At 48.7% G+C, this 24,502-nt stretch carries 20 protein-coding genes; 6 read left to right on the forward strand and 14 right to left on the reverse strand.

All coding sequences use genetic code 11. The features are described 5' to 3' along the window. Nucleotides 1-4: 4 nt before the first annotated feature. From I2I11_RS18330 to I2I11_RS18365, 8 genes are all read right to left on the reverse strand, one after another. Complete coding sequence (locus I2I11_RS18330; protein ID WP_196269199.1) at nt 5-1,000, reverse strand: DUF6089 family protein; 996 nt, start codon at nt 998-1,000, stop codon at nt 5-7. A 193-nt stretch (nt 1,001-1,193) separates the two neighbouring features. After that, a complete protein-coding gene (locus I2I11_RS18335) occupies nt 1,194-2,081 on the reverse strand; it encodes an NAD kinase (RefSeq protein WP_196269200.1) in 888 nt (295 codons plus the stop codon). 82 nt (nt 2,082-2,163) lie between these two features. Next, complete coding sequence (locus tag I2I11_RS18340; protein ID WP_370583014.1) at nt 2,164-3,564, reverse strand: BamA/TamA family outer membrane protein; 1,401 nt, start codon at nt 3,562-3,564, stop codon at nt 2,164-2,166. A 3-nt stretch (nt 3,565-3,567) separates the two neighbouring features. Beyond that, complete coding sequence (locus I2I11_RS18345; RefSeq protein ID WP_196269201.1) at nt 3,568-4,233, reverse strand: CBS domain-containing protein; 666 nt, start codon at nt 4,231-4,233, stop codon at nt 3,568-3,570. Continuing rightward, the gene (locus I2I11_RS18350) at nt 4,230-5,006 is read right to left on the reverse strand and encodes an alpha/beta fold hydrolase (RefSeq protein WP_196269202.1); all 777 of its coding nucleotides are present in this window, start codon (nt 5,004-5,006) and stop codon (nt 4,230-4,232) included. Before I2I11_RS18350 ends, I2I11_RS18345 begins: the two co-directional genes overlap by 4 nt. 50 nt (nt 5,007-5,056) lie before the next feature. Further along, entirely contained in the window at nt 5,057-5,626 is a 570-nt protein-coding gene (locus I2I11_RS18355; RefSeq protein WP_196269203.1) for an anthranilate synthase component II, read from the reverse strand. Nucleotides 5,627-5,799: 173 nt separating this feature from the next. Continuing rightward, nucleotides 5,800-6,318 carry a CvpA family protein gene (locus tag I2I11_RS18360; protein ID WP_196269204.1) on the reverse strand — a complete coding sequence of 173 codons (519 nt, stop codon included), beginning with the start codon at nt 6,316-6,318 and terminating at the stop codon, nt 5,800-5,802. Between the two features lie 95 nt (nt 6,319-6,413). Beyond that, a complete protein-coding gene (locus tag I2I11_RS18365) occupies nt 6,414-6,875 on the reverse strand; it encodes a GatB/YqeY domain-containing protein (protein ID WP_196269205.1) in 462 nt (153 codons plus the stop codon). Nucleotides 6,876-7,052: 177 nt separating this feature from the next. Here I2I11_RS18365 and I2I11_RS18370 point away from each other — a divergent pair, with 177 nt between their 5' ends. The 5 genes from I2I11_RS18370 (at nt 7,053) to I2I11_RS18390 (ending at nt 11,823) form a co-directional block, all read left to right on the forward strand. Next, nucleotides 7,053-7,766, forward strand: coding sequence for a pyridoxine 5'-phosphate synthase (locus tag I2I11_RS18370; protein ID WP_196269206.1), 714 nt, complete (start codon nt 7,053-7,055; stop codon nt 7,764-7,766). Then, complete coding sequence (gene mnmH, locus I2I11_RS18375) at nt 7,767-8,795, forward strand: tRNA 2-selenouridine(34) synthase MnmH (RefSeq protein WP_196269207.1); 1,029 nt, start codon at nt 7,767-7,769, stop codon at nt 8,793-8,795. It begins immediately after the preceding gene. A 4-nt stretch (nt 8,796-8,799) separates the two neighbouring features. Beyond that, a complete protein-coding gene (gene selD, locus I2I11_RS18380; RefSeq protein WP_196269208.1) occupies nt 8,800-9,852 on the forward strand; it encodes a selenide, water dikinase SelD in 1,053 nt (350 codons plus the stop codon). Nucleotides 9,853-10,089: 237 nt separating this feature from the next. Next, on the forward strand, nt 10,090-10,857 hold the full coding sequence (locus I2I11_RS18385) for an alpha/beta fold hydrolase (protein WP_196269209.1): 768 nt from the start codon (nt 10,090-10,092) through the stop codon (nt 10,855-10,857). A gap of 249 nt (nt 10,858-11,106) precedes the next feature. Next, complete coding sequence (locus tag I2I11_RS18390) at nt 11,107-11,823, forward strand: SAM-dependent methyltransferase (protein ID WP_196269210.1); 717 nt, start codon at nt 11,107-11,109, stop codon at nt 11,821-11,823. Nucleotides 11,824-12,127: 304 nt separating this feature from the next. Here the strand turns inward: I2I11_RS18390 and I2I11_RS18395 are convergent, their stop codons facing one another. The 5 genes from I2I11_RS18395 to I2I11_RS18415 form a co-directional block, all read right to left on the reverse strand. After that, nucleotides 12,128-13,639, reverse strand: a complete 1,512-nt coding sequence (locus tag I2I11_RS18395; RefSeq protein ID WP_196269211.1) for a SusD/RagB family nutrient-binding outer membrane lipoprotein — start codon at nt 13,637-13,639, stop codon at nt 12,128-12,130. A gap of 1 nt (nt 13,640) precedes the next feature. Continuing rightward, entirely contained in the window at nt 13,641-16,853 is a 3,213-nt protein-coding gene (locus I2I11_RS18400) for a SusC/RagA family TonB-linked outer membrane protein (protein WP_196269212.1), read from the reverse strand. 867 nt (nt 16,854-17,720) lie between these two features. Continuing rightward, complete coding sequence (gene feoB, locus I2I11_RS18405) at nt 17,721-19,877, reverse strand: ferrous iron transport protein B (RefSeq protein ID WP_196269213.1); 2,157 nt, start codon at nt 19,875-19,877, stop codon at nt 17,721-17,723. Between the two features lie 7 nt (nt 19,878-19,884). Then, nucleotides 19,885-20,136 (reverse strand): FeoA family protein, encoded by a 252-nt coding sequence (locus I2I11_RS18410; RefSeq protein ID WP_196269214.1) that lies wholly within the window; start codon nt 20,134-20,136, stop codon nt 19,885-19,887. Nucleotides 20,137-20,506: 370 nt separating this feature from the next. Beyond that, the gene (locus I2I11_RS18415) at nt 20,507-22,963 is read right to left on the reverse strand and encodes a bifunctional UDP-N-acetylmuramoyl-tripeptide:D-alanyl-D-alanine ligase/alanine racemase (RefSeq protein WP_196269215.1); all 2,457 of its coding nucleotides are present in this window, start codon (nt 22,961-22,963) and stop codon (nt 20,507-20,509) included. Nucleotides 22,964-23,147: 184 nt separating this feature from the next. On the opposite strand from I2I11_RS18415, the gene I2I11_RS18420 reads away from it, so the two are divergent. Then, nucleotides 23,148-24,098, forward strand: coding sequence for an EamA family transporter (locus tag I2I11_RS18420; RefSeq protein WP_196269216.1), 951 nt, complete (start codon nt 23,148-23,150; stop codon nt 24,096-24,098). Nucleotides 24,099-24,152: 54 nt separating this feature from the next. On the opposite strand, the gene I2I11_RS18425 is transcribed toward I2I11_RS18420, so the two are convergent. Beyond that, the gene (locus I2I11_RS18425) at nt 24,153-24,461 is read right to left on the reverse strand and encodes a hypothetical protein (protein WP_196269217.1); all 309 of its coding nucleotides are present in this window, start codon (nt 24,459-24,461) and stop codon (nt 24,153-24,155) included. Nucleotides 24,462-24,502: the final 41 nt, after the last annotated feature.

The following is a 24,502-nucleotide window of genomic DNA, read 5'->3' on the forward strand; positions in this document are numbered from 1 at the left end:
TCTATTATCTAAACTTAGGACTTCTGATTCTGGGAGGCACAATATAACTCAGGGTAAGATTGGTGGTAATGTACCAGTCGTTGCTTGAATCACCGCCTCTAGACGTGTTCACGGATGAGCCATATCCCGGCACCACATCGTATACTGTGCCACTCGGATCTTCTACTGTATCAAATCCGCTTTCGGCGCTCCTGTCTGATAGAATGGCCGATGCTTTGTCGTTAACGCCTGCATAATCGCTCAGGAACAAGGCTTTATCTACATAGGAGGTACTTACGTCGTCCAGGTAGTCTGTAAACGTTTTTCGCCAGCTTACTTCCAGGCTTATGTCCAGGCGGGTGTTTATCTTGTAGCGGGCGCCCAGCCCAAACGGAATGGCAATCTGCAGGCGTTTGTAGGGGGCGGGATACGTTCCTGCATCGCCGGCAAACTGCCCTTCGGTGCCCAGTGGCTGCAGTTCGTACCATCCTGTGGGTATATCGCTGGCAGGATCAAGGCCCGGGCGCGAACCGTTCTCGTAGTATGCTTTTGGGTTGTGATGAAATACAGCTACTCCCAGAAATGCGTATGGCACAAAATCCGGCCGGAGGCGGTAAGACCTGCGGTTCTCAAGCAAATCGAAGACAGCTACGGCGCTCAATTCTTTGATGTCGTTCCGGAATGACAGGTTACGCTTGTAGCGGCCCAGGTTCTCTCCTTCGTTTGCAGATGCGCTCACGGCATCGTCTCCTATAATACGGCCCCAGTTAAAAGCACCTCTAACAGCTATATGTGGCCCCAGCCGATGTGCATAGCTAAGGCCTATGGTTGGCCGGGTTGATTTAAAGCGAAGGCTGGTAAAATCGGGTTCCGGCACAATGTCGCCAAAGTAGTTCATCGCTCCTACGCTCACCCCCACACTGCCGTAGCGTTGTTCTTTGATATAGCGCTGTGCATCTGCCTCTGTAGCAAACACAGCAAGCGCAAAGAAAAGTAACGCAAGGGTAAATGATCTGCTCATAAGTTAAAGACATCTAAAGGAATGGTATTTCACCGGGATTACAAGTATACGCGCACAAGCATCAGGGCTATGGCTATAAGCAGTTGATATTAAAGTGCTTGCTCAGGATGGATAATTTAGAATTCAATTTAATGCACGACAAAAATAAGGATAAAACCTTTCTAAAGAAATAACACTATATATTTATCTTGTATTACCCTAACAAATTATTGCGCTTATCTAATCCCCAGTTTAATTTACTACGCAGTGTAGACAAAAAGTTAACGTGGTGCAGCTTTATCAGCCGGGCCACAAAGCTTTCGCGCCTCACGGCTAACTGCAGGTTCATGTCCACGGCAGTTGATCTGGAATCCAGCGAAGCCAGGTAACTACTGCTACGGCCTTCTACTTCAAACGAAAGCACACTTTTATCAGACACAATCATGGGCCGTACGTTCAGGTTATGCGGGCACACGGGCGAAATAACAAAATTATTGGTTTGCGGCAATACCAAAGGCCCGCCACAGCTAAGCGAATAGCCCGTGGAGCCCGTTGGCGTGGCTACTACCAGCCCGTCGGCCCAGTAAGAGTTCAGGTACTCCCCATCTAAATACGTGTGCACCACTATCATAGACGAAGTATCGCGCTTTAACAGGCTAAACTCGTTCAGGCCAAAGTTTATCCCGTCAAATATTTCCTGGTCAGAATCTACCCGGATCAGAGCGCGGTCATCTAAAGTATAATGGCCTTTGTAGAGGGCGTCAAGCGCCACCTTGATGCTGTCGTAAGGGATGGTGGCCAGAAAGCCGAGCCGGCCCGTGTTAATACCAAGTATAGGAAGTTCCTGGGCGCCCACATAGGTCACCGTGTCCAGCAAAGTGCCATCGCCTCCGATGCTCAGCACCACGTTCACGCCTTCCAGCTTATCGCCGCGCTTAAAGGTTTCGATGCCTAAAGGCAGCTTAATCGTGTTTTTCAGGTATAAATAAAAGTGCTCCACCACAACCAGCACGGCCTGCCGGCGCTGCAGCTCATCAAAAAGTTCCTGTACAAAAGGCGCGATGTGCTCACTGAAGGGTCTGCCAAGTATAGCTATTTTCATAGATGAAAAGACACAGGTATCCGGATATTAAACATAAGATTCTTTTACTGTTAGCTGCTTTCGGCTACTTATACTTCTATACTTAAAACGGAAAACGCCCGCCAAAGTAAAGCCCGCTGTCGCCTTCACGGTTTATGGCGTATTCCATCCGCAGAACTATGTCGTAAAATGTAACCACATGCAGCCCCAGGCCGCCACCCGCCAGCAGGCGGTTTGCAAGTGGGTTGTATTGCGCAAAGGTCTTATCTGCCACGTAGCCTGCATCCGTAAAAGCATTTAAGTATACTGCCAGCGGTATGCTGTTAAACTTCGGATTGTTGATAAAGGTAAGCCTTATGCTTTTAATATCCACCAACAGGCGCGACAATCCCTGCTTAAAAAGGGCATAGTGCTGCCCGCCCACCACGTACAGCTCATATCCGCGAACCAGCGACCGGAAGCCCAGCGCCGCATTATCCGCAAAGGCATAATGCCGGGCCAGGCGCAGTTGCCCCTCTGCTCCTATGGTATAGTATAGCTTAGCAGATAGTTTGGCATAATCTACATACTTTGCCCGGATGGTGGTATACGGCGAGCCGCTGTTGTGCAGGAAGAATGTCTGGCCAACAGCGGCCTCAAAATAGCTGCCCGACAAGAGGTAGGCAAATGTATTGCGCAGGTTAATGACTTTAGACACTTCCAGCCGCAGGTATTGCCGTTCACGCATACCGTTGCCATAGTATGCGGGGTTCAGGCGCGCTACTGTGTCAGAGATACTCTCGGTGTGGTAAGCCAGCGTAAGCGCCTCCTGCCGCTGCACGCTTTGGCGGTGCAGCAGCGCGGCCGCAAAGGAAGTACGCCGGATAGGCAAGCCCTGCTCCTGCTCGTAAAAAACCTGCCTGTTTTGCCTGTTGGTATAATTGATGGTGCGGCTGCGGTAATCAAACGCGCCGACCTCGATCCCTAATTTGTTGTTGCGGCTGATATAAGGCACGCGGTATACCAGTTCTAACCACCGGTTAAAGCCACGCTGCACTTTTAGCCGCACATCCTCGTTGCGCCCCCTGAAGTTGCGCTTCACCAGGTTAAGGCCATAGTCGATGCGGCTCCAGTCTTCCTTCTCCAGCCAGGCATTAAAATTACGGTCAGCAAAATCAAAAATAGGAATGGGGTACAGGTAGTAGCGCTCCTGCACCAGGTAAGTTACCAGCACCTGCCCCTGCAGGCAAGTATAAGTATAGCTGACACTGTGAAAGAGGCGCAGGTTAAAGAGCCGTTTGCGGTTGTCCTCCAGCAGGGGCTCCAGCTCATTCGTGGCTACTGTATCGCCGGATGCAAAAGTTAATTCCTGCAGCAGCACCTGTGCTTTGGTGTCGTGGTTGCCCTGCAGTGCTATACCCGTTATCACCACTGTAGGCGGATCGCAGGGCATGGCTATAACCACACGTTGCAGCAACATCAGAAGCAGGAAAATACAGGAGCGCAGTTGCACCACTTCTGCCACCGGCTAAATGTCGAGGTACTTGAGGAGCATATCCAGCCGGTCGCGGCCCACATCATACTTGGCGCCATCGTTAAACTGAGCCGTAATGCGGTATTCGAAGCGCTCGAGGGTGGCAATAATGCGGGTAAGGTCAGACGCATTTAACTTCAACGTCAGTTTGATTTGGTAGGGGTCCAGCTCGTCCGGCGACACGTAGGCGCTGAGTATCTTTACGTTTTCCTCTTCTATCAGGCGGCTGATCTGGGCCAGCGAATAGTCGCGCTCTGCCATGGACAGCACCAGGATGCTACCCTGCCCCTGCAGGGCCGACATCTGCCCGAAAGCGGCCAGCGTATCGTTTATGGTGATGATACCAACGTAATCCTGATCCTCGTCGAACACCACCACCACCTGGATTTTATTTTTGATGGCTGCCTCCATCACATCATAAAAATGCTGGTGCTGCTGCACGTGTACGTCCTGGTATTCCAGTGTTACTTCTTTCAGCGGCAGGCTGCGGTCGTCCAGTTCAATCAGGTTATGCTCGGTTGCCAGCCCCAGGTACCTGCGGTTGCTGACCACGGGCAGTTCGTTTACGTGGAACTCATCCATCCAACGCAGGGCTTTCTCCACGGTGTCATACAGCTTCAGCGGCGGAATCATTTGGTTGATGAGTTCTTCTGCTATCATGTGGCTGGTGCGTTTATCGCTTCTTTTTGTAAAAACTTCTCTAAAATACTATTAAACTTCTCCGGATGTTCCATCATAGGAGCATGGCCGCAATGGTCGATAAAATGCAGCTCTGAATTTGGCATCAGGCGGTTAAACTCATGCCCTACCAGCGGCGGCGTAATGGTGTCGTTCAGCCCCCATATCAACAACGTAGGCACCTGAATATTTGTGATATCCTTGGCCATGTTATGCCGCTGCGCCGATTTGGCGATAGCGATGATACGCAGGCACTTGGCGTTGCTGTTGGTAATTCCGAATACTTCATCTACCAGTTCCTGCGTGGCCGTGGCGGGATCGTAGAACGTATACTCTACACGTTCTTTTACATACTCATAGTTGCCTCGCTTCGGAAAAGATCCGCCCATCGAATCCTCGAACAGTCCGGAACTGCCCGTGAGCACCAGGCGCTTTACCTTAGAAGGATTTTTTAAAGTATACACCAGCGCCACATGCCCGCCCAGCGAGTTGCCGAGCACCGTCATGCCCGTCAGTTTCTTTAAGTTTACAAAATCCTCTACAAACGATACCAGCCCGGGTACGCCCGCCTTGTGCAGGGCCATTTCATAGATAGGCATCAGCGGGATAACGACACGATAATTCCTGGAAAAATGTTCTACCACGCCATTCCAGTTACTCAGCGCGCCAAACAGGCCGTGCAACAACAGCAGCACTTCGCCCTGCCCCTCGTCTATATACGCAAACTCGCCTTCTTGTCTGATTTGTAGATCCATTTCGTGTGAGAAGCTATGTAAAAAATTCGTGATTTGAAAGTATACGATATTTATACTATAATATTAACAATACTAAGCCAATTTTGGAGCATATGCAACCCATAAGTAGTGAGTGCAGCCTCCGGGTGAAACTGCAGGGCATAGATTGGAAGTGCTTTGTGTCGGAACGCCATCAACTCTCCATCGGGCGTATGCGCCAGTGGTACAAGGGTTTGGGGCATGTGCCGCAGCACCAGAGAATGATAACGCACCACCGGCATCGTGGCAGGCAGCCCTGCAAAAATCGGATCAGCTACGCAGGCTATGTCAGATATTTTGCCATGCATGGGTCTTAGCGCCTTCTCCAGCTTCGCCCCGAAGAATTCGCCCAGGGCCTGGTGGCCCAGGCATATGCCCAGCATCGGCACCCGCCTGTGGTAATGTTGTATCACATCCATCAGGTGGCCCGCCTGCTGCGGCACACCTGGCCCTGGCGACAGCACGACAGCCGTAACCGGCAGTTGTTTCAGCACAGCCAACGGCACATCATTGCGCACCACTTTTGCCTCTACACCCAGCTGTCCGAAATAATCGACCAGGTTATAAGTAAACGAATCGAAGTTATCGAGGAGCAGAAGCATGATTTTAATGTGCTGATTGTTTAATGTACTGATATGCTAATAGAATAATATGCTAGTGGCTTAGGCTCTATAACCCTCGTCTACTTTGCGCGGGAATACCCTAAAATAAAATCAGCAGCACATTAAATAAATTAGGGATCATCAACATATTAACTCATTAAGCAATTAGCACATTAAAAGTGCTGCTTCAGCGAGAAGACGAGCGCCTTTACAAACGGAAGCACATAGCTTAGGATGTCCAGCGCGAAAGGTGTGGTTTTAAGTACTACCGGGTATACCACCGAGGCATCGGCTGTTTCTTTGGTGATGCTGATACCGGCTATATCAGCCACATAAAGCAGCAGGCTCAGCGCCACGCACCACTTCAGCGCACCCAGTATGGCACCCAGCACGTTGTCGAACAAGCCGAACGGCGTAAAATCAACGACCTTTTTGAGCAGCAATCCCACCAGGCGCACCAGCAGCACAATGCCCACAAACACCACCAGAAAGGTAACGAAAGGCAGCAGCCCATGCACATCGCCAATAAAGCTTTCCATCACGGGCAAAGCCGTGTCCAGCAGTTTGAGCCCGCCAAGTATGGCCAGCACCAGCGCCACCAACGATATCAGCTCCAGCAGGAGCCCTTTCCGGAAGCCCATAAAAGCCCCGAACGCTATCGGAATAGCCAGAAAAATATCGAATGTACTCAAGGTTAAAAATTAAGCTGATGGTTATACCTTTGCCTACTTGTATTGTAGCTGCATCCGGAAGCATTCAGTAGGATTCCGGATACAGCCTTTATACTTTAAAAATCGGTGTTGTTGAGCAGTTGGCCAACTGTCTGCGAAATAGCGCGTCCGTCCGCCTGGCCTGCCAGTTCTTTGGAAGCTACGCCCATTACCTTGCCAATATCCGATGGGCCGGTAGCTCCTACGCGCTGAATAATTTCTACCAGGCGTATGCGCAAATCACCTTCATCCAACTGCCTGGGCAGGTATTCTTCAATTACAGCCAGTTCATTCAACTCTATCTCTTCCAGGTCGGTGCGGCCCTGCTGGGCGTAGAGCGCTGCCGATTCGCGGCGCTGTTTGGCTGCCTTCGTCAGCAGCTTCATCTCTGTGTCCTGCGACAGATTCGTAATGCCGCCTTTTTCGGTTTCGGCCAGCAGCACCTGCGACTTTATACTTCGCAGCGCCTGCAAGCGTACTTTATCTCTGGCCAGCATGGCTTGTTTTATGTCCGTATCAACGCGTTCTTTTAAGGTCATAGTTTTAATTTTTTATGTATTTATAGGTTGAGATGCTGCACCTTATGGTTTAGTTTCTGGTGTATACGCGGCCACAGCCGGGCTTATAGTTAAACATGTTAAACAAAATTCAACTAAATTTAGTCATTTATAGAACAAAGGTATAAACTGGCTGCAGAAGCCACAACATTCCACCTTATGACCAAGCTGAGTGTAAATATAAACAAAATAGCTACGCTTCGGAACGCCCGCGGCGGCGACCGGCCAAATGTAGTGCAGGCTGCCAGAGATTGTGAACGTTTCGGCGCCCAGGGCATCACCGTGCACCCACGCCCCGACGAGCGCCACATCCGCTACCGCGACGTATATGATTTAAAAGAAGTGGTTACTACCGAATTTAACATTGAAGGCAACCCGACACCGGACTTTCTTAAGCTGGTAAAAGAGATAAAGCCCGCACAGGCCACACTTGTACCCGACGCACCAGACGCCATCACCTCCAACGCCGGCTGGGATACACGCAGGTATAAAGATTTTCTGACGGATGTAATACAGGACTTGAAAGCAGACGGCATCCGGGTTTCTATTTTTGTTGATCCAGAAGAAAGTATGGTTGAAGGCGCAGCCCTGGTAAATACTGATAGGATTGAGCTCTACACCGAAGCTTATGCCAAAAACTACCACCAGAACAGAGAAAGAGCTCTTGCGCCCTACCTGGCTGCCGCTCAAAAAGCAAAGGAGTTTGGCCTCGGCCTCAACGCCGGTCACGACCTGGATCTTGACAACCTGAAATATCTCAAAGATAACCTGCCGGGGCTGGACGAGGTAAGCATTGGCCACGCCCTTATTTGCGACGCGCTATACCTTGGGCTGGAAAATACGATTCAGTTATACCTGCGCCAGCTAAAGTAAATGATAAACGCTATCTCCATTCAGGAATTCCTGGAAAAGGCTGAGACTTTGCCTGTGCTGGACGTGCGCGCGCCCAAAGAGTATGCGGTGGGGCACATGCCGGCAGCACATTCTTTTCCTATTTTTGATGATGCCCAGCGTGCCGTTATCGGCACGGCCTACAAGCAACAGGGCCACGATCCGGCGGTGCTGCTTGGACTGGATTCCTTTGGCCCCCGCATGTCGGGTTTTGTGAAGGAAGCTAAAAAGCTGGCGAAGGACAAAGAACTGCTGGTGCATTGCTGGCGCGGCGGTATGCGTAGTGGCGCCATGGCCTGGCTGCTTGATTTCGCCGGGTTTAAAGTATATCTGCTGGAGGGCGGCTACAAAAATTACCGCCACCTGATGCAGGAGGCTTTTGCCAAAACCCGGCCTATACTTATACTGGGTGGCCTGACAGGAAGCGGTAAAACCGACCTGCTGCCCTACCTGCAAAAGCACGACCAGCAATGTATAGATTTGGAAGCTCTGGCCAGCCACAAAGGTTCTGCTTTTGGAAGTATAGATATGCCACCGCAGCCCAGCACCGAACATTTCGAAAACCTGTTGGGCATGCAGCTGTTAAAACTGAACGACCGGCAACCCCTGTGGCTGGAAGATGAAAGTATAACGATTGGCCGGGTGGTGCTACCCAAGCCCTTTTTTAACCAGATGCAGCAGGCACCAACCATTGTATTGCAATTACCCAAAAAGCTCCGTGTGCAAAAGCTGGCCCAGGAATATTGCCGCACTGATCCTGCCTTACTGGAGGCATCGATCCTCAGAATAAAAAAACGGTTGGGTGGCCTGGCTACCAAAGATGCACTGGCTGCTATTGCCGCCGGCGACATGGAGAAAATGGTAGAGCTGGCCCTCACCTATTATGATAAAACTTATACGTATGGCCTGGAACAGCGGGAGCATGTGCTTCCGCTGGATCTAACAGGTATAAACCCCGAAGAGAATGCTGCGCAAGTGCTGCAGCTGGCCCAAAAACATAACCTGATTTAAATCAATGGAAGATACATCCACAGAAAGTATAAAGTTGACACAATACAGCCACGGCGCGGGCTGCGGCTGCAAAATATCACCTAAAGTACTAGATGCTATTCTGCACTCGGAAATAAGTTACCCTGAAAACAAAAACCTGCTGGTCGGCAACAATTCCCGAGACGATGCCGCCGTGTACGACATCGGCCAGGGCCGCGCCGTTATCAGCACCACCGACTTTTTCATGCCGATTGTGGATGATGCTTATGACTTTGGAAGAATCGCTTCGGCTAACGCCATTTCGGATGTGTATGCAATGGGTGGCACGCCGATGATGGCCATTGCCATACTTGGCTGGCCCATCGATAAGCTGGCTCCGGAAGTAGCGAGACGCGTAACGGAAGGCGCACGCAGCATCTGCCACGAAGCAGGTATTCCGCTGGCTGGCGGCCACAGCATCGACAGCCCGGAGCCCATTTTCGGCCTCGCCGTAACCGGTATGGTGGATATCAAAAACCTGAAACAGAACGACACCGCCACCGCCGGCTGCGAACTATACCTGACCAAACCCCTCGGTGTAGGCATACTGACTACTGCGCAGAAGAAAGCTATACTGCAGCCTGAGCACGCGCAACTTGCACCGCAGCAGATGATGCAACTCAACAGGATTGGTGCCGAATTAGGGCAGCTGCCACAGGTAAAAGCCATGACGGATGTAACCGGTTTCGGCCTACTCGGCCATCTTTCAGAGATGTGCGAGGGCAGCCATTTGACGGCGGAAATATACTTCGATAAGGTGCCGGTGCTGCCCGAAGCGCTGGAATACCTCGCGCAGAAAGCCATTCCGGGCGGAACACACCGCAACTTCGACAGCTATGGCCACAAAGTTGCAACGCTTACACCCGAGCAGAAACACATGCTCTGCGATCCGCAAACCAGCGGCGGCCTGCTGGTTGCTGTAGATCCTTCTGGGCGCGAAGAGGTACTGGCGATATTTGAAAAGTATGGATTGCAGCTGGAGCCGTTTGGTGTTTTGAAAGCACAGCAGGATGAAGGAAAATTGATTTGGGTGATTTAAGGATGTGGAAATTTGGAGATAAAGGTATGCGTGTTTATACTTCGTTCTGCTGGCGCGGGTCTCTGACGCTGACTTACAAGAACGTGCAATCTCTAACTTGATGCTACAAAAAGGCACGAGTTGAAAAGGCACGCCAGCAGAACGAAGGCACGCCAGCTATACTATAAATGCATAAAGCCATCGCCTTGCCCATACTTGCGTAAGCAAAACCAGTACTTTGAACTGATAACTGAAAAGATGAAATTACACTACAAAGAAATGGGCCATGGCCAGCCGCTGCTGATATTGCATGGCTTATTCGGTACATTGGATAACTGGGCAACCCTGGCCAAGCGACTGGCAGAACATTACAACGTGTTCCTGGTAGACCTGCGCAACCACGGCCGGTCGCCCCACTCCGAAGAATTTGATTATAATGCCATGGCGGCCGATGTGCTGGAGCTGGTAGATAACCTGCAGATACCAACGCCCGCGATTATGGGCCACTCGATGGGCGGCAAAGTAGCCATGACTTATGCGCTTCACTATCCGACCCGCATCACCAAACTGATTGTGGTCGACATTGCCCCCAAAGCTTACCCGCCGCACCACGACGAGATTATTGCCGCGCTGCAGTCCGTAGACTTTGCGAAGCTGACAAGCCGCAGCGATATTGATGCCCAGCTGGCTAAAACTATACCCGAAGAAGAGGTGCGCCTGTTCCTGATGAAGAATCTATACCGCCAGGAAGACGGCACTTTCGGCTGGCGCATGAACCTGGACGTCATTGAAAAGAATTACGACCAGGTAGCTGCTGCTATAACTTCTGATGTGCCTTTCAAAAAGAGTACGCTGTTTATCAAGGGCGGCCGATCTGGGTATATCAAACCGGAAGATGTATATGGCTGTATTGAGCATTTGTTTACATTGGTGGAGGTGGAAACCATACCGGAAGCAGGCCATTGGGTACATGCCGAGGCACCGGACAAAGTATACGAACTGGTCACGAATTTTCTGGAACACTGATCAATTTATCTGAATCAGGATTTGCAGAATTTTTCGAGGGGCCTACCACAGGAATGTTGGGATGATTATACTTTATACTGCCTGTAATACGTCCTTATCTTCCGGAGTTCCTAATCTAAATAGCATAATTCTGCATTTTTATACTTTCTTCATCCTGAAATCCTGTAAATCCTGATTCAGACAAATAATGCTGTAAAACTTGCGGAATCGCGCGAGGTACTTTGCGAAACAACCAGCAATCAAATCACTATGAAACAACCCGGCACCTTGTACCTCATCCCCACCATACTTGCCGACGGTACAGCCGATCTGGTAATCTCACCGCAGGTAAAGGACACCGTACGGCACCTTACCTACTTTATTGTGGAGAACCTGCGCACTGCACGCCGTTATGTGAAAAGCATTTGCCCGGAACTGGTAATTGAGCAGCTGCAATTTATGCAGGTAGACAAAGAGGCTACGCCTGCCGAGGTACAGGCTTCGCTGAGGCCGCTGCTGGAGAAAGGTATAGATGCCGGCATCATTTCGGAAGCCGGTTGCCCGGGCGTGGCCGACCCCGGCGCAGAGGTGGTAAAGTATGCACACCAGCACAGTATAAAAGTGGTGCCCTTTGCCGGACCATCGGCTATACTTTTAAGTTTGATGGCCAGTGGCTTTAACGGGCAACAGTTCGCTTTCCATGGTTACCTGCCAATTGAGAAGCATGAAAGGCTGCAGGCATTGCGCCAGCTGGAAAAAGAGATGCAGCAGCGCAACCAGACACAGATTTTTATGGAAACGCCCTACCGCAACAACAAACTGCTGGAGGATGTAATCGCGACGCTGCACTCCGAAACAAAACTCTGCATCGCTGCCAACATCACCTCACCTGAACACGAATTTATCCGAACCAAAAGTATCAGCCAGTGGCGCGGCCATCTGCCCGATATACATAAACAACCGGCAGTATTCTTGATTTATAAGTAAGCTTGCTATCCGAATTTAAACAGCAAGATCTCAGTTATATGTTAGTTGAGGCTCTTACTGTTTTATTGCTATAAACTAAATATAAACCATCCCGAATCTTTTGAGAAGTATAAAAGCACAAAAAGCGCCTTAGATTACTAAGGCGCTTTTTATGTCTGTCTATTGATGGTGTTCCAGTACTTCGATACCCTCTTTTAGTAGCTAAGTGTAGCTTTTGTAAAGTTCGGGATGATTCATATTCTTCGATGAAGAAGACTATTCTCTAGTACTCTGATCCATCTGTTTCTATTAACAATAAAGACTGTTAATAAATATCCCACCAGGTTTTAACACCTTTGGAATTCTTCCCAAGTAAATCTATTGCAGCTTGGTAGCTTTCACCATTTAGTGCAGCTTCAGTAACTGGATACGACATACGCTCCGGAACTAAAGTAACATCCGGATCCGTAGAGCCACCAATGGGAGCTACAAAAATTTCTTCTCCGGTATATGGGTCTTCAAAATCCAGGCGAAGGCGTTCCAGCCATGCTTGGATACCCTGTGTATACATTGCAATCCACTTCTGAGAACCAATAGCATCTTTCCATTCTGCTGCAACATAAGGCACTCTTGCGATATAGTTGTTAGCCTCATCTTCGCTTAAGTTCGCGAATGCGAAAGAAGCTTTTATACCCTTTTGGTAATGTTCTTCAGCGGTGCCTGTTATACCTACGCTAAGATTACGGGCAGCAATCTCTGCCAGCATAAATTCAACCTCAGAATAATCAAGTAAAATTGTTGGAGCCTGAGCACCAATAGCATACACGCTTGGCAAGCTTACCACAGTTTGATCACCATTAGAATTACGCTCATCACCTTGCTTCAAACCATAAAGTTCCCCAACATAGGCATTAGGATCTGTCGATAAAGGCTGCGCGTATACTGGCAAACGCGGATCGTTATACTTTTTGAGGTAGTTCACAAACGTGGCCGACATAGAAAAATCTACTCTACTCTTAAAGGCCTCATTAATCGGATTGTTATTTGGAGGACTCGATAACCACCGGAATAAAGCGCTTTCTTCGTTAGAAGATATGATACCACCATTAGCCGGATCAAGCGACTTCCTGATTGCTTCAGTTGCTGCTGCCTCATCAGCGTCTATCATACGAAGTGCTATACGCATACGCAGAGAGTTAGCAAACTTCTTCCACAAAGCGACGTTTCCGCTGTATACGATATCACCTGATGTAAATCCTGGCTTTGTTACATCCAGAATTGCAATTTGCTTTTCCAGATCAGCTAATAAGCCAGCATATACTTCAGGACCTGAATCGTATTTAGGTGTGGCATTGTCCGGATCTAAAGCTTCTGAATATGGAATCGGTCCACCGTAGATATCAGACAAGTAATGGTATGTCATAATCTGGAATATCTCAGCTATAGCGACTTGATTCTCAGATCCGTTCTGATTGCTCTCTGCTGCTAGCTTCTGCGCCTCCTGCAATTCTCTTAATACATCGGCATAAAATGTATTCCACATGGTCTGGTTAACTCCTTCACGTATTTTATAGCGGCTTTCGTCGGTATAGTACGTTGAGGACCAGTATTGTGCATAGTACATTCCCATACGTCCATTGTTCCACTCGTCACCAATATTATCGGCGAAGTTGTATTGAGCTGTGGCAAACAGCTGCCCGGCAGAGGCTTCTGCCGGCTGGTTAGGGCTCACGTTCATCTCCTCAAAATCTTTTGTACAGGACATGAAAGAGAGCAAGGCCGCCCCAAGCAATATTTTATTATATGACTTCATTTTTAATTGATTTAAGATTTTCAAACTACAATCCCAGCGTTAATGTAAATCCATAAGAGCGAACTGATGGCAATGCACCACCTTCTAGGCCCTGAACGTTGGTGATAGAGTTTGTGATGTTTGATGGATCAACATGCTTCGAGTTAGAATCAATCAGCCATAAGTTTCTACCAACCAGTGCCAGTCTGATATTATTGAAAGGCGTTTTGCCAATAACGTTTGTTGGCAGGCTATAACCCAAACTTACTTCACGGAGGTAAATATAGCTCGCATCTACAATATCCGCAGCGTTTATAAAGTATCCTCCGTTAGAGAAGAAATGATCCTGCGCATCTAATACAACATCATTAGGCGTACCATCTTCCTGATAACCAGGAGCGATGATACCATTCTCGCGAATATCTCCTTCTGCAGTTTCTTCCAGGATACCGGAGCTATGCCCCCACATTTGTGTTGTAGAAAAGAAGTCGCCACCTTTCTGGAATTCAATAAGTGCGGATAAGGCTACTCCTTTATAATTAAAGGTGTTGGTTATACCTCCCGTGTAATCAGGCAATACTGATCCAATCACTTCTTGCTCATCAGATCGGATATAGTAACCATCTTCATCTACCAGTTTTCTACCCTGATCATCGTATGTGTAGTTATAACCAACAATCGAGCCAAAGGATTCGCCTTCACGGGCCTGAAGCTGAACAGCAAAAGGAGCGTTAGCTATGATATAAATCTTCTGATCTTCTGTAAGCTCAACAACCTCGTTCTTGTTTTTAGCCCAGTTTACAATAATGTCCCAGCTAAAGTTATCGGTTCTGACAGGTGTTCCATTAAGACTAAGCTCAACTCCTTTATTTTCCACTAATCCAGCATTTACGAATTTAAAGGTATAGCCTGTAGCTGCTGAGCGGCTTAATGGAAGAATCTGATTCTTAGTTTTTCTGTCGTAATAAGAGGCATTCAGTCCTATTCTATCATCTAAGCCACGTAATTCTAAACCAACTTCATACTCTGTGGTAATTTCTGGCTTAAGCTCCGGGTTAGGAAGTGTGTTTGGTACAGACACCCTTGAATCATTTCCGAAAGGCTGTCTTAACTGATATGTCAGCAAGGTATTATAAGGATCTGTGTCATTACCTACCTGTGCTACAGCAGCGCGAACTTTGGCAAAATTTAGCCATGATGCGCTGATTAAATCTGTGAACACGTAAGAAAGGGAAGCCGCTGGGTAGAAGTAAGAATTATTTTCTACTGGCAACGTGGAAGACCAGTCGTTACGAGCACTTAAATCCAAGTACACCATGTCGTTATACCCTAAGGATGCGCTTGCAAACAAAGAGTTGATCTGCTTCTCATACTTCTCATCTTCTATAGTTGGTCGGCCTACTGATGCCCCTAAATTATATACATCGGAGCTTAGTCCATCCACAGTAGAGCCACTAAAGATTTGACGACTACGCGTCATCCTATTCCCACCCACAAAGGCATTTAACGAGAACGATTCAGATAAATCCTTATTGAAGTTCAGCAAACCCTGGATGTTATTTTCCATGAAGTTCAGCTTAAACAGGGTGTAATCAGGAATAGCCTGGGAGCCAATAGCAATCCGCTCTTCCTGGGTTTCTGAGTAAGTATCGGTTGAAACTCTTACATCTGCACTCAGGTAATCCGTTAGCTTATAGTTAGCTGATATGTTACCAAATACACGGTCCCGGCCATCATTCTGAAAGTTTTTATAACGCACCCAGTATGGATTGTCTGTAAACCGTGGCGCCTGAATATTCCATGCTGTACGGTTCCAGGATAACTGTGAACCATCATACTCCAGCATATAGTTTTTCATGCGATCATTATCCCATTGCCTCTGGCCGAATTCAGTAAACTGTAGCATTACGTTGTTGCCATCGTATCCTGTTCCGGGGCGGCCTTTTGCTTCGTGCGTTACATAATTGGCACTGGCAGAAACATTTAGTTTCTCACTTAATTTATAGGCACCATTAAAGCCTACATTGTGGCGTACAAGTTTAGAGTTAGGCAGAATAAAGTTCTGATCCAGATTTGAGTAAGACAAACGGAAAGAGCCCTTCTCATTTGCACCATCTAACGCTATAGAATTCGTTAATGTAGTTCCTGTTTCAAAAAAATCACGAATATTATCCGGATGAGCTTCCCATGTAGCTAACTCTCCGAAGTTTGGATTGTTCTTATCTCTATCCCAGCTCCAAAATGCCCTGTACTGCTGGCCTTCATATTTTGGCCCCCAGGATTCGTCCACTCCATAATCAGCTAATAAATCATAGCTTCCTTTACCGTCGCCATCATCATAAAAACCCTGTCTTCCCTCGGGAAAGGCTTCGGGGTGCTCGTTGTAATATAGCTTATCAAAGCCATATCCACCGCCATACTTATTCTGATATTCCGGCAGTTTATAAACCTGATCTAAGGTAAGGCCAAAGTTATAGGTAACACCTATACCATTTTTATTTGCTGTTCCTTTTTTAGTGGTAATTACGATTACACCGTTCGCGCCACGGCTACCATACAATGCTGTAGCAGCTGCACCTTTCAGCACCGTAACTTCTGCAATATCATTCGGATTGATGTCCTGGATAGCACTACCATAGTCGTATCCACCGGCACCACGCTGCTGGTCTGTATTATTCGTATTGGAGTTTTCGATAGGAACACCATCCACTACAAACAGGGCATTGTTATTACCAGTAATAGAACTTACACCGCGCATCGTTATTTTGGAGGAACCGCCCATAGCGCCAGAGTTAACGCCCACCTGAACACCCGCAACTTTACCGGCAAGAGAGTTTACAATATTAGTTTCCCGCACATTGCTTACTGCCCCTCCATCTATAGTTTGAGCAGAGTACCCAATTGATCTTTCCTCTCTTGGCACACCCAGTGCTGTTACAACTACCTCCTGCAATTGCTCTGTATCGCGCGGCAGCGCTACATCAAGTGTTGTTGCATTGCCAACCGCCCGCTCAACATTGGTATAACCGATATACCGGAATTCCAGCGTGTTGCTTCCTGAGGGTACATTTATAGTATAAGTACCATCTGCTCCGGTGGCTGTGCCCACTGTAGTACCCTGCACCAAAACCGTAACCCCAGGTAGCGGCTGATTTGTGACGGCGTCCGTTACCGTACCGGTAACGGTCCTTACCTGAGCCATAGCCTGTTGCAGCAGGGCGGTCATCAGGAAGAGACATAGAAATAGAATTTTTTTCATTGTGCTGTTAGTTTAAGTAAGTGTTTAATAGTAAAAAATAATAAAAAAGCCAGGAAGCCGGTGGTTAACTTCAACGGCAAACAGGTATACGATTCGTGTTGCCAGATATCTCTTTTTCGCCTTTTTGTCTGTAATGTGTTCACAGCCATAAATATATCGGAGAGTAAGATGCGCTGCTATAGGCGTTATGTAACATCACCTTCAAATTTGAACTGAAGCATGGCCATGTACATTCCTGCCTGAACAGCGGCTGTTTCGTCTTAAATTTTTCAAGAAATCCGCATCATTTTACCGTCTAACGCGTGCCGAAAGATAGAAATAATTATCTGCAAAAAAAAGAAAGCTGCATGCATAACAAACATAATCTCTTACAAAACAGAACCTTGCATGTAAGGCTAAAATTTAATATTTGAAAGGAAAAGAGGCGTTTATCAAAATCAATCCTGCAGCATCATTTTACTTAGCAAATGCTGATTTGGAATGTGAGCACCCCGGGTTCCCTGCACTTAAACTGGTTAATATGATTATATTCAGAGGCAAAGGTTTGCTACCAATAGGTACCACCATCATGTTGTAGAAGTATGCCTGGCTTCAGCCTTTAAGAAGACGGGCTATACCTTATGTGCCCTATGCCACAGCACAGGCATCATCTTCTATATCAAGAAGTACTTACTCTCACTACTATACGGTTTTTGCTGTAATTTGTATACTATCTTACCGTTATCCTGCTACAAAATATCCTGCTTCTGCACAATTGCTTTGAGCGCTATACCTTGTATAAGTATAACCTAATTTTATCAAAATATAAAACAATACAAGCTGCTACAAATAAATGCAGCAGCTTGGAGCCAGAACAGGTTATACCTGCTATTTAAATATATGGTAGGTGATAAAGGCCATTACGTAGGCCAGTCCGCTCATGTATAGCAGTTGTGCCAGTGGCCAGGTCCAGCTCTTGGTTTCGCGGCGCACAATGGCCAGCGTGCTCACACACTGCATGGCAAAGAGGTAAAATATCATCAGCGAGAAGCCGCGGGCGGGCGTAAAGAACGGATCACCGTTGGCATCCTTCTCTGATAGGAGCTTCTCTTTGATGGTGGACACGTTCTCTTCTTCGCCTATACTATAGATAGTAGAAATGGTGCCCACAAAAACTTCACGGGCGGCAAACGATGTCAGCAGGGCAATGCCTATCTTCCAGTCATACCCCAGCGGGCGGATAGCGGGCTCAATGGTATGCCCGATAAGACCGGCGTAAGACGATTCCAGCTGATAGGAGGCAATTTTGTTTTCAGTCTGTTGCGGCGTCAGGTTCTTTACTTTTGCCTCGGCTATGGCCTGCTGCCGGGCCTGCTCAAAATTATCGCCCGGCCCGTACGAGGCCAGTACCCAAAGTATAACCGATATGGCTACAATTACTTTCCCGGCTTCAAACACGAAGGCTTTGCATTTTTCTACAATCGTGATGCCCACATTCTTCCAGCGCGGCATTTTGTACACCGGAAACTCCATGATAAAATAACTCCGCTCCCGCGCCTTCAAAATGGTTTTGAGCAGCAGTGCTGAGAAAATAGCCGCCAGAAAGCCAATCAGGTAAAGTGCCATCAGCACCAGCCCCTGCAGGTTCATAAAGCCGAAGTAGTATTTTTCCGGTACCACCAGCGCTATCAGTATGGTATACACGGGTATGCGCGCCGAACAGCTCATCAGGGGCGTCACAAAAATGGTGATCATGCGATCTTTCCAGTTTTCGATGGTGCGGGCAGACATAATAGCCGGCACCGCACAGGCTACCCCGGAAATCAGCGGCACGATGCTCTTGCCGTTCAGCCCGAACTTGCGCATAATCCGGTCCATCATAAACGTGACCCGCGCCATATAACCCGTTTCCTCCAGTATGGCGATAAAGGCAAACAGAATGGCAATCTGCGGCACAAATACCAGCACGCCGCCGAGTCCTGCTATAATTCCCTCCGTCAGCAGATCTACCAGCGGACCATCAAAGCTTTGCTGAATAAGCCCGTTCAGGCCGGTTATCCCCACATCTATCAGCTCCATCGGGTAACTGGCCCAGGCAAAGATCGCCTGAAAGATAAGGAACAGGATGATAAAGAAAATCAGGTAGCCAAACACTTTGTGCGTCAATACCTGGTCAAGGCGGTTGCTGAATTTTTCGTCCTTGTCCACCCGCTCCACGCGCATCACATCCAGCAAAAGTGTGTTGATGCGGGCATAGCGGGCTATAATTTCGTCGGCCTGCTGCGCATTAGAATGAAAATCCAGGGTGCTTAGCAGGCTCTCCAGCCAGGCTTTATCTCCCTCTGATAGAAACTTCAGGCTTTTACATTGATGCGCATAGTGCAGCGCCTGGTAATCGTTTTTGAGGTTAAACTGGCTGCGTATACTTTGCACCGCTGGCTTCAGCGCCTCTGGAATATCGTAGAAGCGGGTTTTAGGCGCCTCCAGTTGCTGCGACATGATGATTTTCAGGGCCGCCACGCCAATGCCTTTGCGGGCATTCATCGGGATAATCGGCACGCCCAGTTCCCGGTGCAGGGCCGGCACATCAATTTTTATACCTTCCTGCTCTGCCACATCCACCATGTTGAGCGCCAGCACAGTCGGAATTTTCAGGTCGGCCAACTGGGTGTAGAGCAGCAGGTTCCGCTTCAGGTTAGAGGCATCGGCGGTAACCACCACCAGGTCGGGGAAGTGGCGCGACTCGGGGTCGTAAAGCAAGTCTATAATTACGCGCTCATCCAGTGACTTGGGGTACAGGCTATACGTGCCCGGCAGATCAATAATCTGTACTTTATGGGTGGGCGAAAGCTGGCAATACCCTGTTTTTTTATCGACCGTAACGCCCGGAAAGTTGCCTACTTTCTGGTTGAGGCCCGTCAGCTGGTTAAAGAGCGACGATTTACCGGAGTTCGGATTGCCGATCAGCGCAACTTTGGAGATGGATTGAGGAGCTACAGGCCGCTCGGTCTGTACTTCCTGCGGCTGAATCGTTACTATTGTCATGCGGATTTTACGGCTTCAGCAAAATGGTTTGGGCTTCGTCTAATCGCAGCGAGAGGGTGTAATCGTTTACGATAATGGTGATGGGATCGCCAAGCGGCGCACGGCTGTTCAGCTTTACTTCCGTACCCGGAATGCAACCCATTTCCAGCAGTTTCAGGCCCATCTCGGGGTCGTTCAGGCAACAGATCACGCCACGTTCTCCTATTTTCAGGTCGCGCACACTCTTCTGGCCCTTTCGTTCGTCCACCTTTTTTCGCACGTCTCGTTGTTTTTATTTAGACTACTTATAAACAACCGCAAGTTACAAGGTGTTTCACTTTAAAGCAAAAGATTTCAATTAATGTGCTATGGGGTTGATGTGCTGATGTGGAGATTCCTGTCGCAAGTGTAGCGGAGCGCAACTTATGACGGTGCATAACAACAGAAGTTTGTAACTTCTTTGCTTTGCAAAAGCAAGTATAGCAATGGCCTGAACTATAGTTTATACTTCAGTAGATTAAAGTATAAATCTGCTAAAGTATACTTTTCTGCTGCCGCAGAAAGCAAGTTGAAACCTTGCATCAATCATGTAAAGTCACAAGTTGCGCTCCGCTAAACTTGCGACAGAAATCCCATCAACAATCAAAAACCTACTCTGCATAAAACACCCGCTTCACCCGCGTACTTACGTTTGTGAGCAGTTCATAGGGAATGGTGCCGATGCTTTGGGCCAGTTCCAGCAGCGTCAGCTGCGGCCCGAACACAACAACCTCATCCCCGGCTTTAACTTCAAGCCCGGTTACATCCACCATGCACATATCCATGCATACATTGCCAATAACGTGGCACCGCTGCCCATCTATAAGTACATGCCCCACGCCATTGCTGAAGCGGCGGTCGTAGCCGTCGGCATAACCAATAGCGATGGTGGCGATGGTTTTGGCTGCGTCGGCTATGCCTTTGCGGCTGTAGCCGATGGTGTCACCCTGCTTTATACTCTTCACCTGCGATACTGTGGTTTTTAAGGTACTGACCGGGCGCAGCGCTTCCTGTTCGGCGCCGGTGGCTTCCACGCCATAGAGGCCAATACCAAGGCGCACCATATCCAGCTGATGCTCCGGAAAGCGCACAATACCCGCTGAATTCAGGATGTGCTTTGTTACGCTGTAGCCTAAGCGTGTCTCCACATCGGCGGCCATACTTGTAAAGGTGGCGATTTGCTGTTGCGAGAAATCATTATGCAACGCTTCATCGGCGCCGGCCAAATGACTGAAAGCGCTCACGACCTGTACCTGCGGATATTGCTGCAACAAACTGAATAAGGTATCAAAATCTTCGCGCACAAAGCCGAGGCGGTGCATGCCGGTGTCTAGTTTCAGGTGGATTTTATACGTTGCCTCAGCCTCCAGCGACAAAACAAAAGCCTGCAACTGCTCCAACGCGTAAATCTCAGGCTCCAGGCTGTACTGCTGCAATTTGGCAAAACTGTCCGGCGACGGATTCATTACCATCACAGGCAGCGTAATGCCCTGCTCGCGCAACAGCACGCCTTCATCGGCATAGGCCACAGCCAGGTAATCCACGCGGTGAAACTGCAGCAGGTTGGCCACCTCAAAGCTGCCGCTGCCATATGCAAAGGCCTTCACCATCACCATCAGTTTGGTGCCCGGCGCCAGTTTAGCGCGATAATAGTTGAGGTTATGCAGCAGGGCATCCAGGTTTACTTCCAGTACCGTGCCGTGCACCTTCTGCTGAAAGGCCTGCACAATCTTTTCAAACGCAAAAACGCGCGCGCCTTTTACCAGAATTACCTCATTGCGGAACCTTGCCGGGTTAAAGGCTTTCAGGAAATCCGAAGTAGAAGTATAAAACTCCTCCGAAGCAGAAAACAGATGACTATACTTGCTGATAGTAGGTCCGATGCCGATAAGCCGCTGCACGTCGTGCGCCTGCACCAGTTCCGCGACCTGCAGGTATAAATTCTTTTCCGGTAAACCTGATTCCAGCAAGTCAGAAAGTATAAGGGTGCGCTGCCCGTGTTGCGGCTGATTGGCCTGCAGGTCGAGGGCGATGGACAAACCGGCCAGGTCGTTGTTGTAGGTATCATCAATGAGGTAGCAGCCATTGATGGCTTCCTTCATTTCGAGGCGCATGGCCACAGGATGCAGACGGCCGAGGCGCTCCTGTATAGCAGCTACCGGCAACTGACGGTACAGCAGCACCGCCAGGCAGTGGAGTGCATTTTCTACCGAGGCTTCATCGGCAAAAGGGATGGCCAGCTGCTGTTGTTCGCCTTGATAAGTATAAAAGATGATGGTTTTAGATCCGGCTGTGGTAGTGGCGGTTATCGTTACATCGGCAGGTTGCATTCTGGCCCAGGTAAAGGATTTTATACCCTGTCGCTGCACTGCCTCGTGCAGCAGCTGCTGATCAGCACAGTAAAACAGCAATTCCACGTCTTTGAAGAGCTTCAGTTTCTCGGCCACCTTCTGCTCCCGCGATACAAAGCCTTCGTCGTGGGCGCTGCCGATGTTGGTAAAAATGCCGTAGGTGGGCCGGATGATTTGCTGCAATTGCTCCATTTCGCCGGCCTGCGAAATGCCTGCTTCAAAAATACCCAAAGTATGGTTCGGGTTGATTTGCCATACGCTCAGTGGCACACCCAATTGCGAATTGTAGCTGCGTGGGCTTTTCACTACCAATTCTTCCGGGCTCAGCAATTGTGCCAGCCACTCCTTTACAATGGTTTTGCCGTTGCTGCCCGTTATGCCTATTACGGGCAACTGAAACTGTGCCCGGTGCCACGCCGCCACCTGCTGCAGCGCTTTCAGGCTGTCCGGAACAAGTATAATATTGGCTTCGGGATACTGTTGTCTCAGTTCATCTGCGCTGCCTTTTTCTACTACAAACTGCCGGACGCCCCTACTGTACAGTTGTGGCAGGTATTTATGCCCATCGTTGTACTTGCCGTGAATGGCGAAAAACACGGTGCCTGCCGGCTGCGAAAGCTTACGGCTGTCGGTGAGCAGGTGGATAACAGGCTGGGGTTGTACGAACTGTATCTCCCTGCCTTGGGTGATGGAAATGAGCTGCTGAAAAGTGAGCATAACATCCGGTTTATACTTGCAACAAAGGTAGTGGTGGGAGTTAAGAGTTGAAAGTGGAGCATGAGGCGACCTGGTTTATAAAGTATGGCAAGCTTTTCTACGAAACTATTTAATGCTGTTCTTACACTCTGAACTGCCGCTTTTATACTTACCTTTGCGCAATTTTAATTTTTCGGAAAGCATCATGGAGACAACGGACAACAAACCATATTTCACGGCGGGCATAGCAGCCTTCGTTATCTGGGGCTTTATTCCGTTTCCGCTGAAGGCGCTGGCAGCTTACCCCAGCGGACAGATTTTATACCTGCGCGTCGCTTTTTCGATGGTGCTGCTGCTGTTAATTTTACTCCTGTTTCGCCGCCGGATGCTGCTGGATAATTTTGCTGCGCTAAAGGCTGCCACGACCCAGGAAAAGCGCAAGTTTATACTTTATACTTTGCTCGGCGGCCTCCTGCTGACCATCAACTGGCTTTCCTTTATCTACGTCATCAACCACATCGACATTCAGACAGGTTCCTTTTCTTACCTGCTCTGCCCGATTATTACTGCGGTGCTCGGTTTCCTGTTATTAAAAGAGGAACTACGGGCAAATCAATGGCTGGCTATCGGGCTGAGTGCGCTCAGTTGTGCGCTGGTTGGCTCCGGCGAGCTGCGGAGTCTGCTGTTTAGCTTGCTGATTGCCTTTAGCTATGCCTTTTACCTTATCACGCAGCGCATCCTCAGGGATTACGACAAGATTGTACTGCTCACGCTGCAACTGCTGCTTTCGTTTGCCCTGATTGCCCCATTTTACAGTTATTTTAAAGGCGACAGCACCCTTGCGCTCGGCAGCCATTTCTTTCTGAACATCAGTTTGCTGAGTGTCGGTTTTACGGTACTGCCCCTGTTTCTGAACCTGTTTGCGCTGAAAGAGCTTACCTCCGGCACCATCGGCATCCTGATGTACATCAACCCGATTCTGAACTTTGTGATGGCTTTTTTATACTTCGATGAACAGACAACCGCTACCAAAATAGCGGCTTACGGACTTATCTTCGTTTCTGTCATCATCTATAACATCAACCTGAAAAACCGCCGGAAGCGTGGCGATGGCCTGGTGATACCGCCTGTAGGTACCACAGCCGTTGTGAAATAGAAAACGCCTCCCCGGTTATACCTGGGAGGCGTTTATACTTTACCGGATACCTGCTTACTGGTTGTCCTCTCTCGCTTTCTGCTCATCCAGTTCATGCATGGCACGGGCCGCGGAGTCCTGGTTGGGATTCATGTTATTGCCGAACTGATCGGCCTGCTCACCGGTAACGGAGGTATCGCCGATGGGTGCCGGGCGTGGCTCGTTCAAGTGCTCTGCATCCGATTCATTCACAATCGCTTCGGAGGTGCTGGTATCATCTGTAGGGTTCGCTGCAGGCCTTTCGCCACCGTTGCAGCCAAAGCCAATGACAGCTGCCACAGCTACTGCCATACTTGTTTTTACTATATTTGATGTCGTTTTCATGTCCGTTTTGGATTAGTTATTAGGCTACTCTTAACGAACAG

The organism is Pontibacter rufus (assembly GCF_015694705.1).
GTDB lineage: Bacteria > Bacteroidota > Bacteroidia > Cytophagales > Hymenobacteraceae > Pontibacter > Pontibacter rufus.

Excerpts from the sequence above, each read along its gene's own strand:
- I2I11_RS18365 (WP_196269205.1), bottom strand. The coding sequence starts at position 6,875 with ATGACCTTAAAAGAACGCGTTGATACGGACATAAAACAAGCCATGCTG.
- I2I11_RS18370 (WP_196269206.1), top strand. The coding sequence starts at position 7,053 with ATGACCAAGCTGAGTGTAAATATAAACAAAATAGCTACGCTTCGGAAC.
- I2I11_RS18330 (WP_196269199.1), bottom strand. The coding sequence starts at position 1,000 with ATGAGCAGATCATTTACCCTTGCGTTACTTTTCTTTGCGCTTGCTGTG.
- I2I11_RS18335 (WP_196269200.1), bottom strand. The coding sequence starts at position 2,081 with ATGAAAATAGCTATACTTGGCAGACCCTTCAGTGAGCACATCGCGCCT.
- I2I11_RS18385 (WP_196269209.1), top strand. The coding sequence starts at position 10,090 with ATGAAATTACACTACAAAGAAATGGGCCATGGCCAGCCGCTGCTGATA.
- I2I11_RS18345 (WP_196269201.1), bottom strand. The coding sequence starts at position 4,233 with ATGATAGCAGAAGAACTCATCAACCAAATGATTCCGCCGCTGAAGCTG.
- selD (WP_196269208.1), top strand. The coding sequence starts at position 8,800 with ATGGAAGATACATCCACAGAAAGTATAAAGTTGACACAATACAGCCAC.
- I2I11_RS18350 (WP_196269202.1), bottom strand. The coding sequence starts at position 5,006 with ATGGATCTACAAATCAGACAAGAAGGCGAGTTTGCGTATATAGACGAG.
- I2I11_RS18390 (WP_196269210.1), top strand. The coding sequence starts at position 11,107 with ATGAAACAACCCGGCACCTTGTACCTCATCCCCACCATACTTGCCGAC.
- I2I11_RS18420 (WP_196269216.1), top strand. The coding sequence starts at position 23,148 with ATGGAGACAACGGACAACAAACCATATTTCACGGCGGGCATAGCAGCC.
- I2I11_RS18355 (WP_196269203.1), bottom strand. The coding sequence starts at position 5,626 with ATGCTTCTGCTCCTCGATAACTTCGATTCGTTTACTTATAACCTGGTC.
- I2I11_RS18400 (WP_196269212.1), bottom strand. The coding sequence starts at position 16,853 with ATGAAAAAAATTCTATTTCTATGTCTCTTCCTGATGACCGCCCTGCTG.
- feoB (WP_196269213.1), bottom strand. The coding sequence starts at position 19,877 with ATGACAATAGTAACGATTCAGCCGCAGGAAGTACAGACCGAGCGGCCT.
- I2I11_RS18425 (WP_196269217.1), bottom strand. The coding sequence starts at position 24,461 with ATGAAAACGACATCAAATATAGTAAAAACAAGTATGGCAGTAGCTGTG.
- mnmH (WP_196269207.1), top strand. The coding sequence starts at position 7,767 with ATGATAAACGCTATCTCCATTCAGGAATTCCTGGAAAAGGCTGAGACT.
- I2I11_RS18415 (WP_196269215.1), bottom strand. The coding sequence starts at position 22,963 with ATGCTCACTTTTCAGCAGCTCATTTCCATCACCCAAGGCAGGGAGATA.